Source organism: Wenjunlia tyrosinilytica, from assembly GCF_014646055.1.
In the GTDB taxonomy this organism is placed as follows: domain Bacteria; phylum Actinomycetota; class Actinomycetes; order Streptomycetales; family Streptomycetaceae; genus Wenjunlia; species Wenjunlia tyrosinilytica.
Genome location: NZ_BMMS01000024.1, coordinates 142,120 through 156,353 on the forward strand (window position 1 = coordinate 142,120; position 14,234 = coordinate 156,353).

Annotated in this window: 11 protein-coding genes; 1 reads left to right on the forward strand and 10 read right to left on the reverse strand. The window is 72.1% G+C overall.

All coding sequences use genetic code 11. The annotated features are described in order from the left end of the window. Positions 1-4 precede the first annotated feature (4 nt). The 9 genes from IEY86_RS25480 to IEY86_RS25520 form a co-directional block, all read right to left on the reverse strand. Positions 5-1,036: a TIGR03842 family LLM class F420-dependent oxidoreductase gene (locus IEY86_RS25480; protein WP_189134174.1), complete on the reverse strand. Its 1,032-nt coding sequence runs from the start codon at positions 1,034-1,036 to the stop codon at positions 5-7. 9 nt (positions 1,037-1,045) lie between these two features. Further along, positions 1,046-2,446: a dihydropyrimidinase gene (hydA, locus tag IEY86_RS25485; protein ID WP_189134175.1), complete on the reverse strand. Its 1,401-nt coding sequence runs from the start codon at positions 2,444-2,446 to the stop codon at positions 1,046-1,048. A gap of 273 nt (positions 2,447-2,719) precedes the next feature. Continuing rightward, on the reverse strand, positions 2,720-4,183 hold the full coding sequence (locus tag IEY86_RS25490) for a lyase family protein (protein ID WP_189134176.1): 1,464 nt from the start codon (positions 4,181-4,183) through the stop codon (positions 2,720-2,722). A 66-nt stretch (positions 4,184-4,249) separates the two neighbouring features. Beyond that, positions 4,250-4,651 carry an ATP-binding protein gene (locus tag IEY86_RS25495; protein ID WP_189134177.1) on the reverse strand — a complete coding sequence of 134 codons (402 nt, stop codon included), beginning with the start codon at positions 4,649-4,651 and terminating at the stop codon, positions 4,250-4,252. Positions 4,652-5,379: 728 nt separating this feature from the next. Beyond that, positions 5,380-6,933 (reverse strand): PucR family transcriptional regulator, encoded by a 1,554-nt coding sequence (locus IEY86_RS25500; protein ID WP_189134178.1) that lies wholly within the window; start codon positions 6,931-6,933, stop codon positions 5,380-5,382. Continuing rightward, positions 6,930-8,063, reverse strand: a complete 1,134-nt coding sequence (locus IEY86_RS25505) for a DUF917 domain-containing protein (RefSeq protein ID WP_189134179.1) — start codon at positions 8,061-8,063, stop codon at positions 6,930-6,932. Before IEY86_RS25505 ends, IEY86_RS25500 begins: the two co-directional genes overlap by 4 nt. Continuing rightward, entirely contained in the window at positions 8,060-9,475 is a 1,416-nt protein-coding gene (locus IEY86_RS25510; RefSeq protein WP_189134180.1) for a hypothetical protein, read from the reverse strand. The genes IEY86_RS25505 and IEY86_RS25510 overlap by 4 nt, the downstream gene beginning before the upstream one ends. A gap of 25 nt (positions 9,476-9,500) precedes the next feature. Next, positions 9,501-10,397 (reverse strand): ABC transporter permease, encoded by an 897-nt coding sequence (locus IEY86_RS25515; protein WP_229698745.1) that lies wholly within the window; start codon positions 10,395-10,397, stop codon positions 9,501-9,503. Between the two features lie 269 nt (positions 10,398-10,666). Further along, entirely contained in the window at positions 10,667-11,683 is a 1,017-nt protein-coding gene (locus IEY86_RS25520) for a sugar ABC transporter substrate-binding protein (RefSeq protein WP_229698746.1), read from the reverse strand. Between the two features lie 597 nt (positions 11,684-12,280). On the opposite strand from IEY86_RS25520, the gene IEY86_RS25525 reads away from it, so the two are divergent. Continuing rightward, on the forward strand, positions 12,281-12,700 hold the full coding sequence (locus IEY86_RS25525; RefSeq protein WP_189134181.1) for a hypothetical protein: 420 nt from the start codon (positions 12,281-12,283) through the stop codon (positions 12,698-12,700). Between the two features lie 134 nt (positions 12,701-12,834). On the opposite strand, the gene IEY86_RS25530 is transcribed toward IEY86_RS25525, so the two are convergent. Then, positions 12,835-14,139 carry an aspartate aminotransferase family protein gene (locus IEY86_RS25530; protein ID WP_189134182.1) on the reverse strand — a complete coding sequence of 435 codons (1,305 nt, stop codon included), beginning with the start codon at positions 14,137-14,139 and terminating at the stop codon, positions 12,835-12,837. Positions 14,140-14,234 lie beyond the last annotated feature (95 nt).

Here is a 14,234-nt window from a genome sequence, read left to right on the forward strand (position 1 = left end):
ACCCTCACTCTGGCACAGGGGCGTCGCCGCGCAGCGCCGGGATGATGTGCTCGCCGTAGGCGTCGATCGTCGCCTCCTTGGCGTCGTGCATGTTGTACACGGCGAACTGGTCGACGCCGAGCGCCTTGAGCCGACGCAGCTTCTCGATGTGCGCGGAGGGCGGGCCGAGCACGCAGAACCGGTCCACGATCTCGTCCGGCACGAACGCCGTGTCGGGGTTCCCGGCCCGTCCGTGGTGGGAGTAGTCGTAGCCGTGGCGGTCGCGGATGTAGTCGGTCAGTGCCTCGGGGACGGCCCCGGTGTGCTCGCCGTAGCGGGAGACCAGATCGGCCACGTGGTTGCCGACCATTCCGCCGAACCAGCGGCACTGCTCGCGCGCGTGCGCCATCTCCTCGGGGCTGTCGCCGCCCACGTACGCCGGAGCGGCCACGCAGATCGTCACCGACGCCGGGTCGCGTCCGGCCTTCCGCGCGGCCGCGCGCACCGCCTTGACCATCCATTCCGTCAGATACAGGTCACTGAGCTGCAGGATGAAGCCGTCGGCGAGCTCTCCGGCCATGGCCAGCGCCTTGGGTCCGTACGCGGCCATCCACACCGGCAGCCGGCCGTCCTTGACCCACGGCAGCCGGATGGTTGTGCCGTCGACGGTCGCCTCCCGGCCCTCGGCGAGATCCCTGATCACGTGGATGGCCTCGCCCACGCGGGCCAGCGTGTTGGGTTTGCGCCCGGCCACGCGCATGGCCGAGTCGCCGCGCCCGATACCGCAGATCGTACGGTTGCCGTACATCTCGTTGAGCGTGGCGAACGTCGACGCGGTCACCTCCCAGGTGCGGGTGCCGGGGTTGGTGACCATCGTGCCCACGGTCATGTGCTCCGTGTGCTCCAGGATGCGGCTGTGGATGACGAACGGCTCCTGCCACAGGACGGCCGAGTCGAACGTCCAGCCGTAGCGGAAGCCCTTGCGCTCGGCCCGCCGCATCAGGCCGACGACGGCCGAGGCGGGCGGGTCCGTCTGGAGGACGAGTCCGAAGTCCACGAGGCGCTCCTAGATCAGGTACTGGCTGGTGCTGCGGGCGAGGTACTGGCCGTGCCCGGCCCGGCCCACGTACTCGCGGTCGTCCAGGACGAGCTCGCCGCGGGACAGGACGGTGCGGACCTGCCCGGTGACCTGCTTGCCCTCGTACGCCGAGTAGTCGACGTTCATGTGGTGGGTGGCGGCGGAGAGGGTCTGCCGCACATGCGGGTCGTACAGGACGATGTCGGCGTCGGCGCCGGGGGCGATGGTGCCCTTGCGCGGGTAGAGGCCGAACATCCGGGAGGGGGTGGCGCAGGCCAGCTCGATCCAGCGCCGCCGTGAGATGTGACCGTCCAGGACGGCTTGGTGGAGCAGGTCCATGCGGTTCTCCACGCCCGGCAGGCCATTGGGGATCTTGGAGAAGTCGCCGCGGCCGAGCTCCTTCTGGCCGACGAAGCAGAAGGGGCAGTGGTCGGTGGAGACCACCGAGAGGTCGTTGGTGCGCAGGCCCCGCCACAGCGCCGCCTGGTGCTCCTTGGGCCGCAGCGGGGTGGAGCAGACGTACTTGGCGCCTTCGAAGTCGGGCTCGGCGAGGTTGTCCGTGGACAGGAACAGATACTGCGGGCAGGTCTCGCCGAAGACGTTGAGCCCCATGTCGCGGGCGCGGGCGATCTCCTCCACGGCCTCCTCCGCGGAGACATGGACGACGTAGAGCGGGGAGCCCGCGACGCGGGCGAGCTGGATGGCGCGGTGGGTCGCCTCGGCCTCCAGCAGCGCCCTGCGCACCTCTCCGTGGTAGCGCGGGTCCGTCCTGCCGGCGGCCAGCGCCTGCTCGACGAGGACGTCGATGGCGATGCCGTTCTCGGCGTGCATCATCGTCAGGCCGCCGTTGCCGGCGGTGCGCTGCATGGCTCTGAGGATCTGGCCGTCGTCGCTGTAGAAGACGCCGGGGTAGGCCATGAACAGCTTGAAGCTGGTCACGCCGTCCTCGACCAGGTTGTCCATCTCCTTGAGTGTGTCCTCGTTGACGTCCGAGAGGATCATGTGGAAGCCGTAGTCGATGGCGCACCGGCCGTCGGCCTTGGCGTGCCACGTGTCGAGGCCCTCGCGGATCCGTTGGCCCACGCTCTGGACGGCGAAGTCGACGATCGTCGTGGTGCCGCCCCAGGCCGCCGCCCGGGTGCCGGTCTCGAAGGTGTCCGAGGCGGCCGTGCCGCCGAACGGGAGCTCCATGTGCGTGTGCGCGTCCACGCCGCCCGGGATGACATACATTCCGGTGGCGTCGACGACCCGGTCCGCCGTCCAGCTCTCGGCGGCGGAGGAGTCATGGGCGACGACGGCGGCGACCCGGCCTCCCTCGATGAGGACGTCGGCGTGGACCTCGTCGGACGCCGTGATGACGAATCCACCACGGATCACGGTACGCGTCATACTGCCACTCCTTCCCCGGTGTCGCCGGGCGGCCCTGTCGCCGGGCGGCGGCTGCCGCAGCGGCCGTGCGGACCTCGGCACCGGCGGGTTCCTGACGCGGCGTCGGCCCGGCTGCCCCCTGGCTTCTACGCACGTAGACGCCGGGGGTGGGAAACGAACGTAGAAGCCCACCGCCCACTGTGGCAATACCGTCGAGGCTAGTCCCGCAGGACGGGCGGGTTTCTTCCGCGGGCACCCGGCCGGCTCAATCCCGGTCGGCGGATCCGGCGGTCCTCAGCCGGTTTCCAGCGCCTCCTCGGCGAGGTCCGCGGCGGTGCGGCGCCCGAGGGGCGGTTTGAGGGGGGTGACGCGCCCGAGGGAGTCCCGCGAGGCGGCGGGCTTGCCCGCTTGTTCGGTGGCCGCACGGCCGGCCGTGCTGTTGCCGGGGGCGCTCTTCCTGGCGGTGCTGCTGTTGGCGCTGCTGTTGTTGGCGAGGGTGTTGTTGGCAGTGGTGTCGGCGGTGGTGGTGTTTCTGCCGGTGATGTCGTTGGCGGTGATGCCCGACACGCAGCGGTCGGCGAGGATACGGGCGGCAGCGCCGAGATGGGCCATGCTCTCCGAGAGCGAGTGGAGGATGAGCGGCAGGAAGGCGTTCATCTGCAACTGTCCTGACTGCGCCGCCATGGTGACGGCGAGGTCGTTGCCGATCACCTTGAAGGCGACCTGGTTGACCATCTCCGGGATGACCGGGTCCGTCCTGCCGGGCAGGGAGCCGGAGGCGGCCTCGACCGGGGGGAGGCTGATCTCGCCCAGGCCCGACCTGGGGCTGCCGGACAGCAGGCGCAGGTCGTTGCAGATCTTGGAGAGCTTCACCGCGACGCGCTTGACCACGGCGGAGACGTGGACGAGGGCGCCGCAGTCCTGGGCGACCTCCATCGGGTCCTCGGCCGTGAGCAGCCGCAGGCCGGTGATGACGCAGAGGTGGCCGTGCGCGGCCTCGGCGTATCCGGGGGGCGCCCAGGGGCCCGTGCCGAGGGCCGGAGTGCCCAGGTTGACCTCATGGGCGAGCATCGTGGCTTCCGTCAGCCGGCCCCGGTCCTCCTCGATCATCACGCCGTAGGCGGCGAACTCCCGGCTCAGGCCCACCGGGTCCGCGGCCGGGAGCCAGGAGCCATGGACCGCCGCGGTGTCCCGCGACGTCTCCTGGGAGGTGTCGTTGAACTGCACGGCTTTGACCGCGAAGGCCTCTGCCAGCACCGACAGCGAGCTCAGCAGGTCCTGGACCGCGAGGACGACCGCGACGTTCACGGCGGTGGCGTAGGCGTCGCCCGTGGACTGGCCGCGGTTGACGTCCTCATGGGGGTGCAGGTGCTGGTACTCGCCCTTGGCATGGCCGAGGAGTTCCAGAGCGCGGTTGGCGAGGACCTCGTTGGCGTTCATGTCCGTGGAGGCGCCCGCGCCGCCCTGGATGACGTCCACGACGAACTGGTCGTGGAGCAGACCCGACCGGATCTCACGGCAGGAGGCGACGACGGCCGAGGCCTTGGACTCCTCCAGCAGACCGAGGTCGGCGTTGGCCATGGCCGCGGCCTGTTTGACGGCGGCGAGCGCTTCGATCAGGTGGGGGTAGCGGGCTACGGGTGTGCCGCTGATGGGGAAGTTCTCGGTGGCGCGCAGGGTGTGGATGCCCCAGTAGGCGTCGGCCGGGATGTCTCGCTCGCCGAGAAGGTCTTTCTCGACGCGGTGGGTGGCGGGCATGTCGTTCCTCGCTGAAGTGGTCGTGCTGGTGCGCGCCGCTGTCCCCGGTCAGCGGCCCGCCGGTGATCAGAACTCCGTGTGCGGAGCGATCTCAGCGAAAACGATCTTGCCACGGTGCCGCGCGATCATGCCCCAGCGCTGGGACAGCGCGGCGATCAGCAGCATCCCCCGGCCGGAGTCGTCCGTCCCGGACGCGGCCGCGGGTACGCAGGGGCGGGGGTCGAGATCGTGGACCTCCAGGCGGAGCAGGGGCCCGCTCAGTCCTATGGCGACGGTGACGTCGGATCCGGCGTTGTCGGCATGAGTGGTGGCGTTGGCGAACATCTCCGAGACGACGAGGGCGACATCGTCCATCGGGAAGCGGTGGGTGACGCCGAAGCGGGCGGCGCAGGTGCGCACATAGCGGCGGACGGAGCCCACCCGCGCGGTCAGGGGCGGGAACGCGGCGTGGTGCACGACGTCGCCCACGCAGGCTTCCCGGTCTGTCGACACGCAGGTCGGACAGGTCACCGGATCACCGTGCCGATGGGGAACCGGCGTGCGTGTCCCGAGGTTCCCTTCCAGGTACGGATGCGTATCCACCATGGCAGTACCTCTCAGCAGGGGTCCGCTGGTCCGGCTCGACGAGGAGCCGACCGGACGGACCGGGCGCGCGGCGCGCGAACACCCCCGGACGCTAGCGGGAGGGCGATGGGACGCTGTGGGCCCGATGCACAGAGGCGGTACAGGCCACTGTGTCATTGGCACAGACCACGTCGTGGACGGCGGAGCGCCCAGGTCATCGGGCGTGGTCCAAGGGCCGGGAAGCCAAGCCCGCCAAGGGTGCGGGCGGTGGCTCCACCAGGGAGCCCATGTGCGGCACCCCGCCCGGTGGGCGGGGTACACACCCGGTTGCGGGGGCATGTGCAGGACGCCCATCCGGGCGCGGCCCCTCGCCGCCGACAGCGGCGGAGAGGACGACTCCGGTCCCCGACGGGAGCGGCCGGGCCGTCTGCGCCACCGCACCGGTGGTGGACCCGGACCCCACCGGCACACGAGCGGCGCGCCGCCGGCGGGACGGCGCGCCGGGCGCCTCGGGCGCGACGCGCCGCCTCACGGTGGAGGCGGGATGCGTCTGCCTCACCGGGGCGGTGAAGTGCTCCGCCGCGCCCGGCACCCGGCAGGACCTCCGCCTCCGGCGCGGCACCGCGCCCGCCTCACGTCGGCTGACGGGTGCTCATCAGGGCGTAGCAGGCGATATGGAGGGCCAGGCGGTGTTCCGGGGCTTCGAGGTCCACACCTCTGGAGCGGATGCGTTCCATGCGGCCCAGCATGGTGTTGCGGTGCAGGCCGAGGCGGGCGGCGGCCTGTCCGGTGGAGCAGGCGCAGTCCAGGAAGGCGGCCAGGGTGCTGATGAGGACGTCGGCCTTGGGGTCCGCGATCAGTTCGGCCAGCAGGATCCTGGCCGCGTCCGCGATCTCACCGACCGGGAGGCAGGCCAGGACCGCCCGGGGTCCCAGCTCCGCGTAGAGTTCGATCGTGCCACCGCCGGCGCGCACGGCCACCGCCGCGGCGAGGGCCGCTTCCGCGACCGAGCGCCGCAGGCCGCTCATCCCCTCCCCCGGCTGGCCCACTCCCACGCTCAGCGGCAGGGGTATGCGGGACGACAGCAGCCTGTGCCGTACCAGGTCGGCGACGTCCCGGGGTTCGGCCGCGTTGTCCGTGAACCACGCCACCCACCCCTGCTCGTAAGGGATCAGGTCGGTCCTGGGAAAGGCGTCCTGCCACGACGCGATCACCCCTGTCGTGGCCGACTCGCGGCCCGGTTCGTCCAGCCGACCCGGCCGCAGGAACACCGCCACATGGCTGCCGTCGATGCGCCAGCCCGCCTCACGGGCGATCCGCTCGGCGCTGACTCCTTCGTCAGCGGGAGAGGGAGGCCGCGGCGCCGCGCCGTCCGCTTCCGGCGCCGCGTGCTCGTCGCGCAGAAGCGTCTCCAGCAGGAGCCGGTCCTTCACGGCCCGGTGCGACAGCGCCAGTTGCGCCCCGGCGATGGACGCGGCCAGGGGCGCCCGCGCCAGCCGCAGAATCGTTTCGACGGTCTCCGCCCAGGCCGGGGACCACGTGGACAGACGCGCCACCAAGGTACCCAGCGGCCGACCGCCGGGGCCCGGCACCGGCACTTCCACCCGGTGGCCGTCGCCGTTGGCGTTCCGCTGGTCCCGACCCACCGTCGAGCGCCCGGCGAGCACATGCCCGTCGGCCGTCAACAGAGCCGCGGTCACCCCCGGCACCTCGGTGTTGATGACGCCGACGATGTCCCGCATGTTCTCGCGTTCGCTGAACAGCACCGCGCAGCGGGTGGTCATGCGGGCCCTGGCCGCCTCGGTGTCGGCGATCGCCGCCGCCAGCTCCAGCGCGCTCTTGGCGGGATCGCTCACGACGAACAGCGGCATGCGCAGCCGTTCGGCCAGTTGCTGCGTCGAGCCGGTGACCGCGATGCCGGACGGGGCGACGAGGCAGGAGGCGTTGCGCTCCCAGGCGAACCGCAGGGCGGACTCCAGCGCCCAGATGCCCAGCGCCGCGGTGGGGTGCACCACCAGGACGGTGTCGGGCTCGCACTGCCGCGCCTTCTCCAGTTCGGAGATCAGCGAGACCCCGGAGACCGGGCGCTCGAGATGGCCGGTGGCGAAGGCGCGGGCCCGGCTCAGAGGGCCGAAGCGCACAAGCTCCGCCACCGTCAGGGGTTCTGTCGAACGGTTGGCTCTCACGGCCGTCCTCCCTCGCTCGGATGGCTGACCGGGAAGCCGAATGCCCGGGGACCGGCCAGTCCCAGTCCCGCCTCGGTGTGCCACATCGGCGCGGCGGGCACCATCAGCACGTCCACGTCGTCCCCCACCTCCACCCCTTCGAGGCCGACCACGCGGAGCTTGTGACGGTCGAGCATGCACAGCACATCGGGGACGGCAGCGGCCACGGCGCCGTCGATCAGTGCGAGCAGCAGCTCGTTCTGCGCCTCGAGCCGGATGATCCGCCCGGCCTCGCCCGGCTCGGCCAGGACGATACTGCTCGGCATGGAGGGGTAGTGCCGGGTCCCCTCCGTGCGGCCGACGCCCGCCACCTCGACGACTCGGCCGTGGGCCAGCACCCGGGCGCCGACGGTGCGGGCCAGGCCCGCGAGCAGGGCCCCGCGGCCGGACACGCTCGTCAGGAGTCCGCCGACCCGCAGGATGCGGCTGGTGGAGCCCTCGATCGCGGCCTCGCGCAGTCGCGCGGCCGTCGCCGGGTACATCGCGCAGATCATGAAGCCTCCCGAGGCGTCCACAACGCCGCGCAGGAGCGCGTCCGCCCGCCGGGAACCGGTATCGAGCACCACCACATCCCCGGTCTGGCTGGCGCCGGCGAGCGGGGTGACCGGCAGTCCGGCCAGGGCATAGGTCGTCTGGTGGATCAGCGGAAGGATCCGCCCCATCCCGTCGCAGTCCACCAGCGGAAGGCCGAGGGCCGCTGCCGCCCCGACCGGGAACAGGGCGTTCGGTCCGGCCGCGTTGAGTGACACGACGGCGTCGAGCCGACGGCCGATCCGGGCCTCCAGCGCCCCGACGGCAAGCTCGAACTCGTCTCCGCACGGCGGCAGTTCCAGCAGCGGGGCAAAGGCGCCGACCGCTCCCACCGAGGCGCACAGGGCGTCGTCGGGCAGCGAGTCCAGCCCGACCAGCGGCACCGGGCCGTGCCGGCGCAGCAGGGCCTCCACGCAGACCGTGACCCCGTCGACGCCCGCCGCGCCGATCGCCGAGCACAGCAGCTGGTTGCCCGCGACCATGGCCGGAAGGTCCTCGGCGGAGATCGTCTGAGCGGGTGCGGCGGCCTCGCTGTCCGCCGCCACCCCGGTGGCGGTCATCGGGCGGGCCCGTCGTCGGGGAGGCCGGTGGCGCGCACCTGCAACCGGTAGAGGCTGGCCCGCAGATAACCCACCGCGGCGGCGGAGGACTTCACGACGCGTTCGGTTCCCGGCCGGGCGCCGTTCGAGGCCACCAGGGTGAGAGCCTGCTGTTCGGCCCGCGCCTGGAGCCGGTCCAGCTCGTCCGTGGTCTCGGCGGGTATCAGCAGGTCCAGCCAGGCGCTCGCCTCGGTGTGGGCGGCGCCGACCGCGGCGATGTCGGCGGGCGACCGCAGCCACGTCGGGCCGGGGTGGACATGGCGCCGGAGCTGGTCGGCCACCTCGCGACCTCCCTCGTCCAGGACCGCCACGACATCGACGGTCGGTCCGCTGTGCTCGTTGAGCGGGTGGGCGGTGGGAGAAGCGGGGTCCACGGCGCTGAAGGTGAGCACGGGCTGCGGCGTCGTCATGCGCACCCCGATCCTCCTCGGCAGATCGGCCTCCACATGGGGAAGCCCGCCCCGCACCTGCCCGACAGTGATCATGGCCGGGCCGGTCAGCCCCACGACCGCGTCCCTGCTGCCCGAGAGCGTCGCCGCGCCGATCAGGGCGGACGCCGCCGTCGCGGCCAGGCCCACGACGGGGAACCAGCGCAGCCTCTTGGCGGACACCCGGCCGCCGTCACCGGTGGCGAACCAGCAGGACACCCCGTCCCCCAGCGCGCTCGTGGCCTGCTCGCACTCGGCCACCACGTTCTCCGCCACGTCGAGCAGGGCCGCGTTGACCACCGTGGTCGCCTCCCGCTCCAGCAGTCCGAGCCCTCCGCTCTCGTGGGACAGGCACAGCCGCAGCCGCGGGATCCGCTCCAGCAGCCAGGCGGCCACCGACTCCTCGTGAATGGCCCGGTTGCACGCGCCGGTGGCGGTGATCGCCAGGGTCGTCAGCCCCGCCAGGGCCGCCTGCTCGGCGCACCGCAGTGCCGCGTCGAGGTCGAGCGCCGCCAGCTCGTTCCCGAACAGGTCGTGGCCCCCGGTGACGGTGCCGCGCCAGGACACCAGCGAGCGCACCAGGGAGGACGGGTGGGCGCCGAGGCCGGGCGCGGCCGGGGACCTGGGCACCACCCGTACCGCGGCCACGTGCTGGGCCACCACCGGGCTGCCGGGCCAGACGAGGGACAAGCCGCCCGGGCCCACGAGGGACGAGGGGGCGCGGCCCTCGCTCGCGCGCTCCAGCGCCTCTTCGAGGACCGACGACACATCCCAGGTCACCGAGTCGACCTCGGGGGAAGCGGCCGCGGCCAGGCCGGTCGTCAGCGCCGTGAGGGCACCCGGCGCCGAGCCGTCGAGCGGCGCCGTGGCCGCCGACACGACGGCGCCGCCGTCCATGAGGACCCCGTGCGCCGTCGAGGCGGAGGTACGGATCCCTATGCGCATCGGGCCCCCTCGGGCCGCGGCGGCCTCATCGCCGCGCTCCGGACGGCCGGTCGACGGCGATCGCGCCGAGGATGAGCAGCCCTTCGATCAACTGCCGGTAGGTGGAGTTCCAGCCGAGGAGGTTGAACCCGTTTCCGATCAGGGTGAGCAGGGCCACCCCGACCAGACCGCGCCACACCGCGCCCCGGCCGCCCAGCACGCTGGTGCCGCCGACCACCGCGGCGGCGATCGCGCTCAGCGGCAGCTGCGCCCCCATGTCCGCCTGCGCCGAGCCCGCGCGGGACGCCAGCACCAGGCCGGCGAGGGCCGCGCACACGCCGCTGATCGCCAGCACTGCGACCCGTACGGCGTCGATCCGCACCCCGCAGCGCCGGGCCGCCTCGGCGTTGCCCCCGACCGCGTACATGTGCCGGCCGAACGCCGTCCTGGCCGACAGGGCCCAGCAGATCCCCGTGACGACGACGAGCAGGAACGACGCCACGGTGATGCCGCCCGCCGCGGTCGGCCGGGCCAGCACCTGCGCCTCGGAGAGCCGGCTCGACAAGGGGTAGACGATGTCCCCGTCGGTGACGATCAGCGCCACGCCCCCGTACGCGATGCCCAGGGCGAGTGTGGCGATGAAGGAGTGCACCCGGACCCCCACCACCACAAGTCCGTTGAGCGTGCCCAGCGCAAGGCCGACGGCCACGGCGGCCGCCATGCCGAGCGGAACTCCCGTCGCCCTGGTCACGGCGACGAAGGTGATGGCGGAGAGGGCGAGTGTGCCGCCCATCGCGAGGTCGAACGCCCCGGCGAGCAGGCAGACCGTGGCACCGCAGGCGAGCAGGCCCGTCACGGTGGCCTGGTCGAGCAGGTTCACGAGGTTGTCGGCCGTCAGGAAGGTGTCCGTGGACAGCGACAGCGCCAGGACCAGGAAGGCCACGCAGGACCCCACACCGCGGTCCCGCCACCGCGCGCTTACCGCAGTCGCCCGGCGCGCGGGCGCCGACGCCCCCGCGGTGTCGCGGGACACCGCTTCCGCGGACACGGCTTCCGCGGACTCGCCTTCTGCGGACACCCCTTCCGGGGACGCGGCTTCTGGGGACACCGCCTCTCGGGACACGGTTTCCCTGGACACGGCCTGTCGGGACACGGCCTGTCGGGACACGGCCTGTCGGGACACCACTTCTCGGAATGTCGTCTCGTCCTCCCTCACTCGTCGTACTCGCCCGCCACACCCTTCAGTGACCGCGCGGTTCCCTTGGCGCCCACGGCGGTCAGGGAGGTGACGGGGACGGCCTCGTCGACCCGCTCGCCGTCCGCCCTGCGCAGCGCCAGTTCGGCCGCCTTGGCTCCCATCGTCCGGGCGGGGACGTAGTAGATGCCGAACCACCGGTGGCTCTTGACGGCGGCGACCGCCTGCCGGGATCCGCCGTTGCCGACGAAGGCGATGCCCTTGCCGCGCGCGACCTTCTCGGCGCCCGCGACGGCCTGCGAGGAACCGAGCACGACATCCAGGTCGGGGGTGGACTGCAGGACGTCCTGCATGGCCTTGCGCCCGGTCTGCTGGGTGTAGCCGCCCTCGGTCTCGGCGACCAGCTTCACATCCGGTCCGGCGGCCTTGAGCGCCTTCTCCACGGCCTTGGTGCGGGCGTTGTCCAGCGGCAGGGTCTTGAAGCCCTCGAGGTAGGCGACACGGCAGGGGTGGGCCTTCCGGCTGCGGCACGCGTCGACACCCAGCTCCCCGAGCTCGCGCCCGTTGACCGTCGGCACGTCGACGAGGGAGATCTCGCCGGGCACCTGGGGCTGGGCCGTGTCGAGGCGCTTGCCCACGGGGGTGAAGACCGCGACCACGGGGATTCCGGCCTTCAGCGCGGCCCGCACCTGCGGTTGCACGGCCGCCCCGTCGTTGGCCTGGACGAGGAAGGCGTCGAAGCGTTTGGAAGTGATCGCGTCCTGCATCTGGCGTACCTGGACCTGCGCGTCGAAGTTCGGGTCGAAGAACTCGGCGTCGGCGCCATGGGCCCGTGCGTATTCCTTGACTCCGGCGAAGGTTGCCGCGGCGAAAGAGTTCGCCTTGGCGAATCCGAAGAACGCGATGCGGTGTTCCGCGCCCTTGCGTGCGCCGGAAACCGCGGAGCCGCCCTGAGCAGGCGAGTCCGAGCAGGCGGCCGCCAGCAAGAGCGCGGGGGCCACCGCACATGCCATCAGCATGCGTTTCCTCGCCATCACGTCCTCCTGACCGCAGTATCGGTGGGGGCATGGCATGCCGGGAACTGTTCCTTTTCCCCAGGCCGGTGAAAGATGGAAATCTCCTGAAAATGAAGAGCGGCCCGCACGTCGGGGCCGACGAGGTCCCGACCCGCACGCTATCGAAACTTCCGACTCCGCAACCCCCCACAGCCAAACCGTGATGTGAATTTGACAGCCAAAAAATGACCCCCCAGTAACCCAAGTTCCAACGGCACCTGAGCAGGTCCGGGCGCCCGGCGCGAAAGCTCTCCCCTCGCCGGGTGCCGCTTCCGGCCGACCGGGCCCGGCCGTTTGTCCGCGGGGCCGGGACGACGTCCGGACCGTTACCTCAAATCCCCTACAGTCAAAGGCAGTTGGCTTGACATGGCTAATTGGCGAGGGCTAGAAGAAACGAAGACGACAAGGAATTGCGCGGACGGCCCGTTAACGCGGCCGCACTGGTCCGCGTTTGCTGTCGGCAGGACTCGGCGGACCGCCGGGAGTCCACCGAGCGCGAGCGTGCGGGCAGGGCCGCGCGCATCCGGTTCCACCAGCGTCCGGTCCCGCGGACGCCCCTCAGCCAAGGAGTCATCGTTGACCCGATCCCCGTTCGAGTCCCGCACCCCGGACGCCCGCAACCGTGGCACCCGCGGGCCGGGAGGCGGCCGGACGTGGCCGGAGGGCCTGTGCCGTCCGGGCTCACCGGACTTCGAGCGGTCGGCGAAGGCGTGGCTGTTCGACCTCGCCCCGCCCCGGTGGCGCTACGAGGAGGTGCTGCACCGGCACCCGCTGGAGCTGGCCCGCATGGTGGTCCTGTTCCTGGAGGTGGAACTGACCTCCATACGGGCCCGGCTCCTCGCGACCCGCCACTCGCCGCACCCCACCGTGCGGGAGGTCTCGGGGGTCTACCGGCGCGAATGCGAGTGGGTCGCCACCACTGTGGAGCAGGTCAAGCTGGTGGAGGCGGCGCTGAGCGACACGACCGGCGCCTCGTTCGAGGCGCCCCGGATGTGAGGCACCCGGATGTGCGGCGCCCGGATGCGCGGCCCCCCCCCGGAGGTGAGCGCCCGGATGCGCGGCGCGCCCCGCGCGCGGCGTCCGGACGTGCGGCATGCCCCGCGTGGGGCGCGCCCCGCGGCCATGCCCGCTCAGGATCCCTGGCGGCCGGACTCGACCTGCTTGAGCGCCGCCTCCAGGATCTCCGCGCCCTCCTCGGCCTCCGCCACGGTGAGCGTCAGCGGCGGTGCGATCCGCAGCACCGCGCCGCCGTGCCCGCCCTTGCCGACCAGCAGCCCGCCTCCACGGGTGGCCTCGAGGACGTCGGTGGCCTGCTCCGGGGTGTTCAGCTCCACACCGATCATCAGGCCCCGGCCGCGGACCTCGCGGACGCAGGACAGTCCCGCGGTGATCGCCTGGAGCCTGCCGAGCAGGAGGCCGCCGACGCGGCGGGCGTTGCCCTGAAGGTCGTGCTCGAGCAGGTAGGTGAGGTTGGCGAGGGCGCCGGCGGAGGTGATGGGGCTGCCACCGAATGTCGAGATGGAGTTCGCGGTCAGGCAGTTCATCACGTCGGCGCGGGCGACGACGCCGCCCATAGACAGGCCGTTGCCGATGCCCTTGGCGAACGTGAGGATGTCGGGCGGGCCGCTCGCGCCGTGGGCCTGCCAGCCCCAGAAGTGCTCGCCGGTGCGGCCCCAACCGGTCTGCACCTCGTCGGTGATCCACAGGATCCCGCGCCGGTCCAGCACCCTCTTGAACGCGGCGAACAGACCGTCCGGGCCGGAGGTGAAGCCGCCGACGCCCTGGACGGGTTCGGCGATCAGTGCGGCCACCCTGCCCTGGGCCTGATCGAGGACGTCCTCCAGGTCCTCCACACAGGCGTCGATGTAGGCGGGATCGGTCAGATGCGCGAACGGCCCCCTGGTGCGCACCCCGCCGTGCACGTAGAGCGTCTGGAGCGGCGACAGGCTCGTGGGCGACCAGGAGGTGTTGCCGGTGATGCCTACGGTGGTGAAGGAGCGGCCGTGGTAGCTGTTGCGCATGGCCAGGACCTGGTTGGAGCCTCGGTAGGTGGTCGCGAGCAGCAAAGCGGTGTCGTTGGCCTCCGTGCCCGAGGTGGTGAAGAAGACCCGGGCATCCTCGATGCCCGACAGGCGGGCGATGCGCTCCGCCAGGTCGATCATCGGGCGGTTGAGATAGAGGGTCGAGGTGTGCAGGACCCGCCCGGCCTGCTCGGTGACGGCGGCCGTGACCTCCGGCAGGGCGTGGGCGGTCATGGTGGTGAGGATGCCGCCGAAGAAGTCCAGGTACCGGCGCCCCTGCGCGTCCCAGACGTAGCGGCCCTCGCCATGGGTGATCTCGATCGGCTGCCGGTAGTAGACGGCCAGCCAGTCCGGCAGCACCGCTCGGTGCCGCAGTGCCAGTTGCTCGTGCACGCTCATACTCACCGTCGCCATTTCCGCTCCAAGCTGTTCGCTTCTCCGCCCGCGAGGCACAGCGGCAGCACCGCCGCCACCACCCGAAACGCCGCCTCACGGACGACGCTCACGGA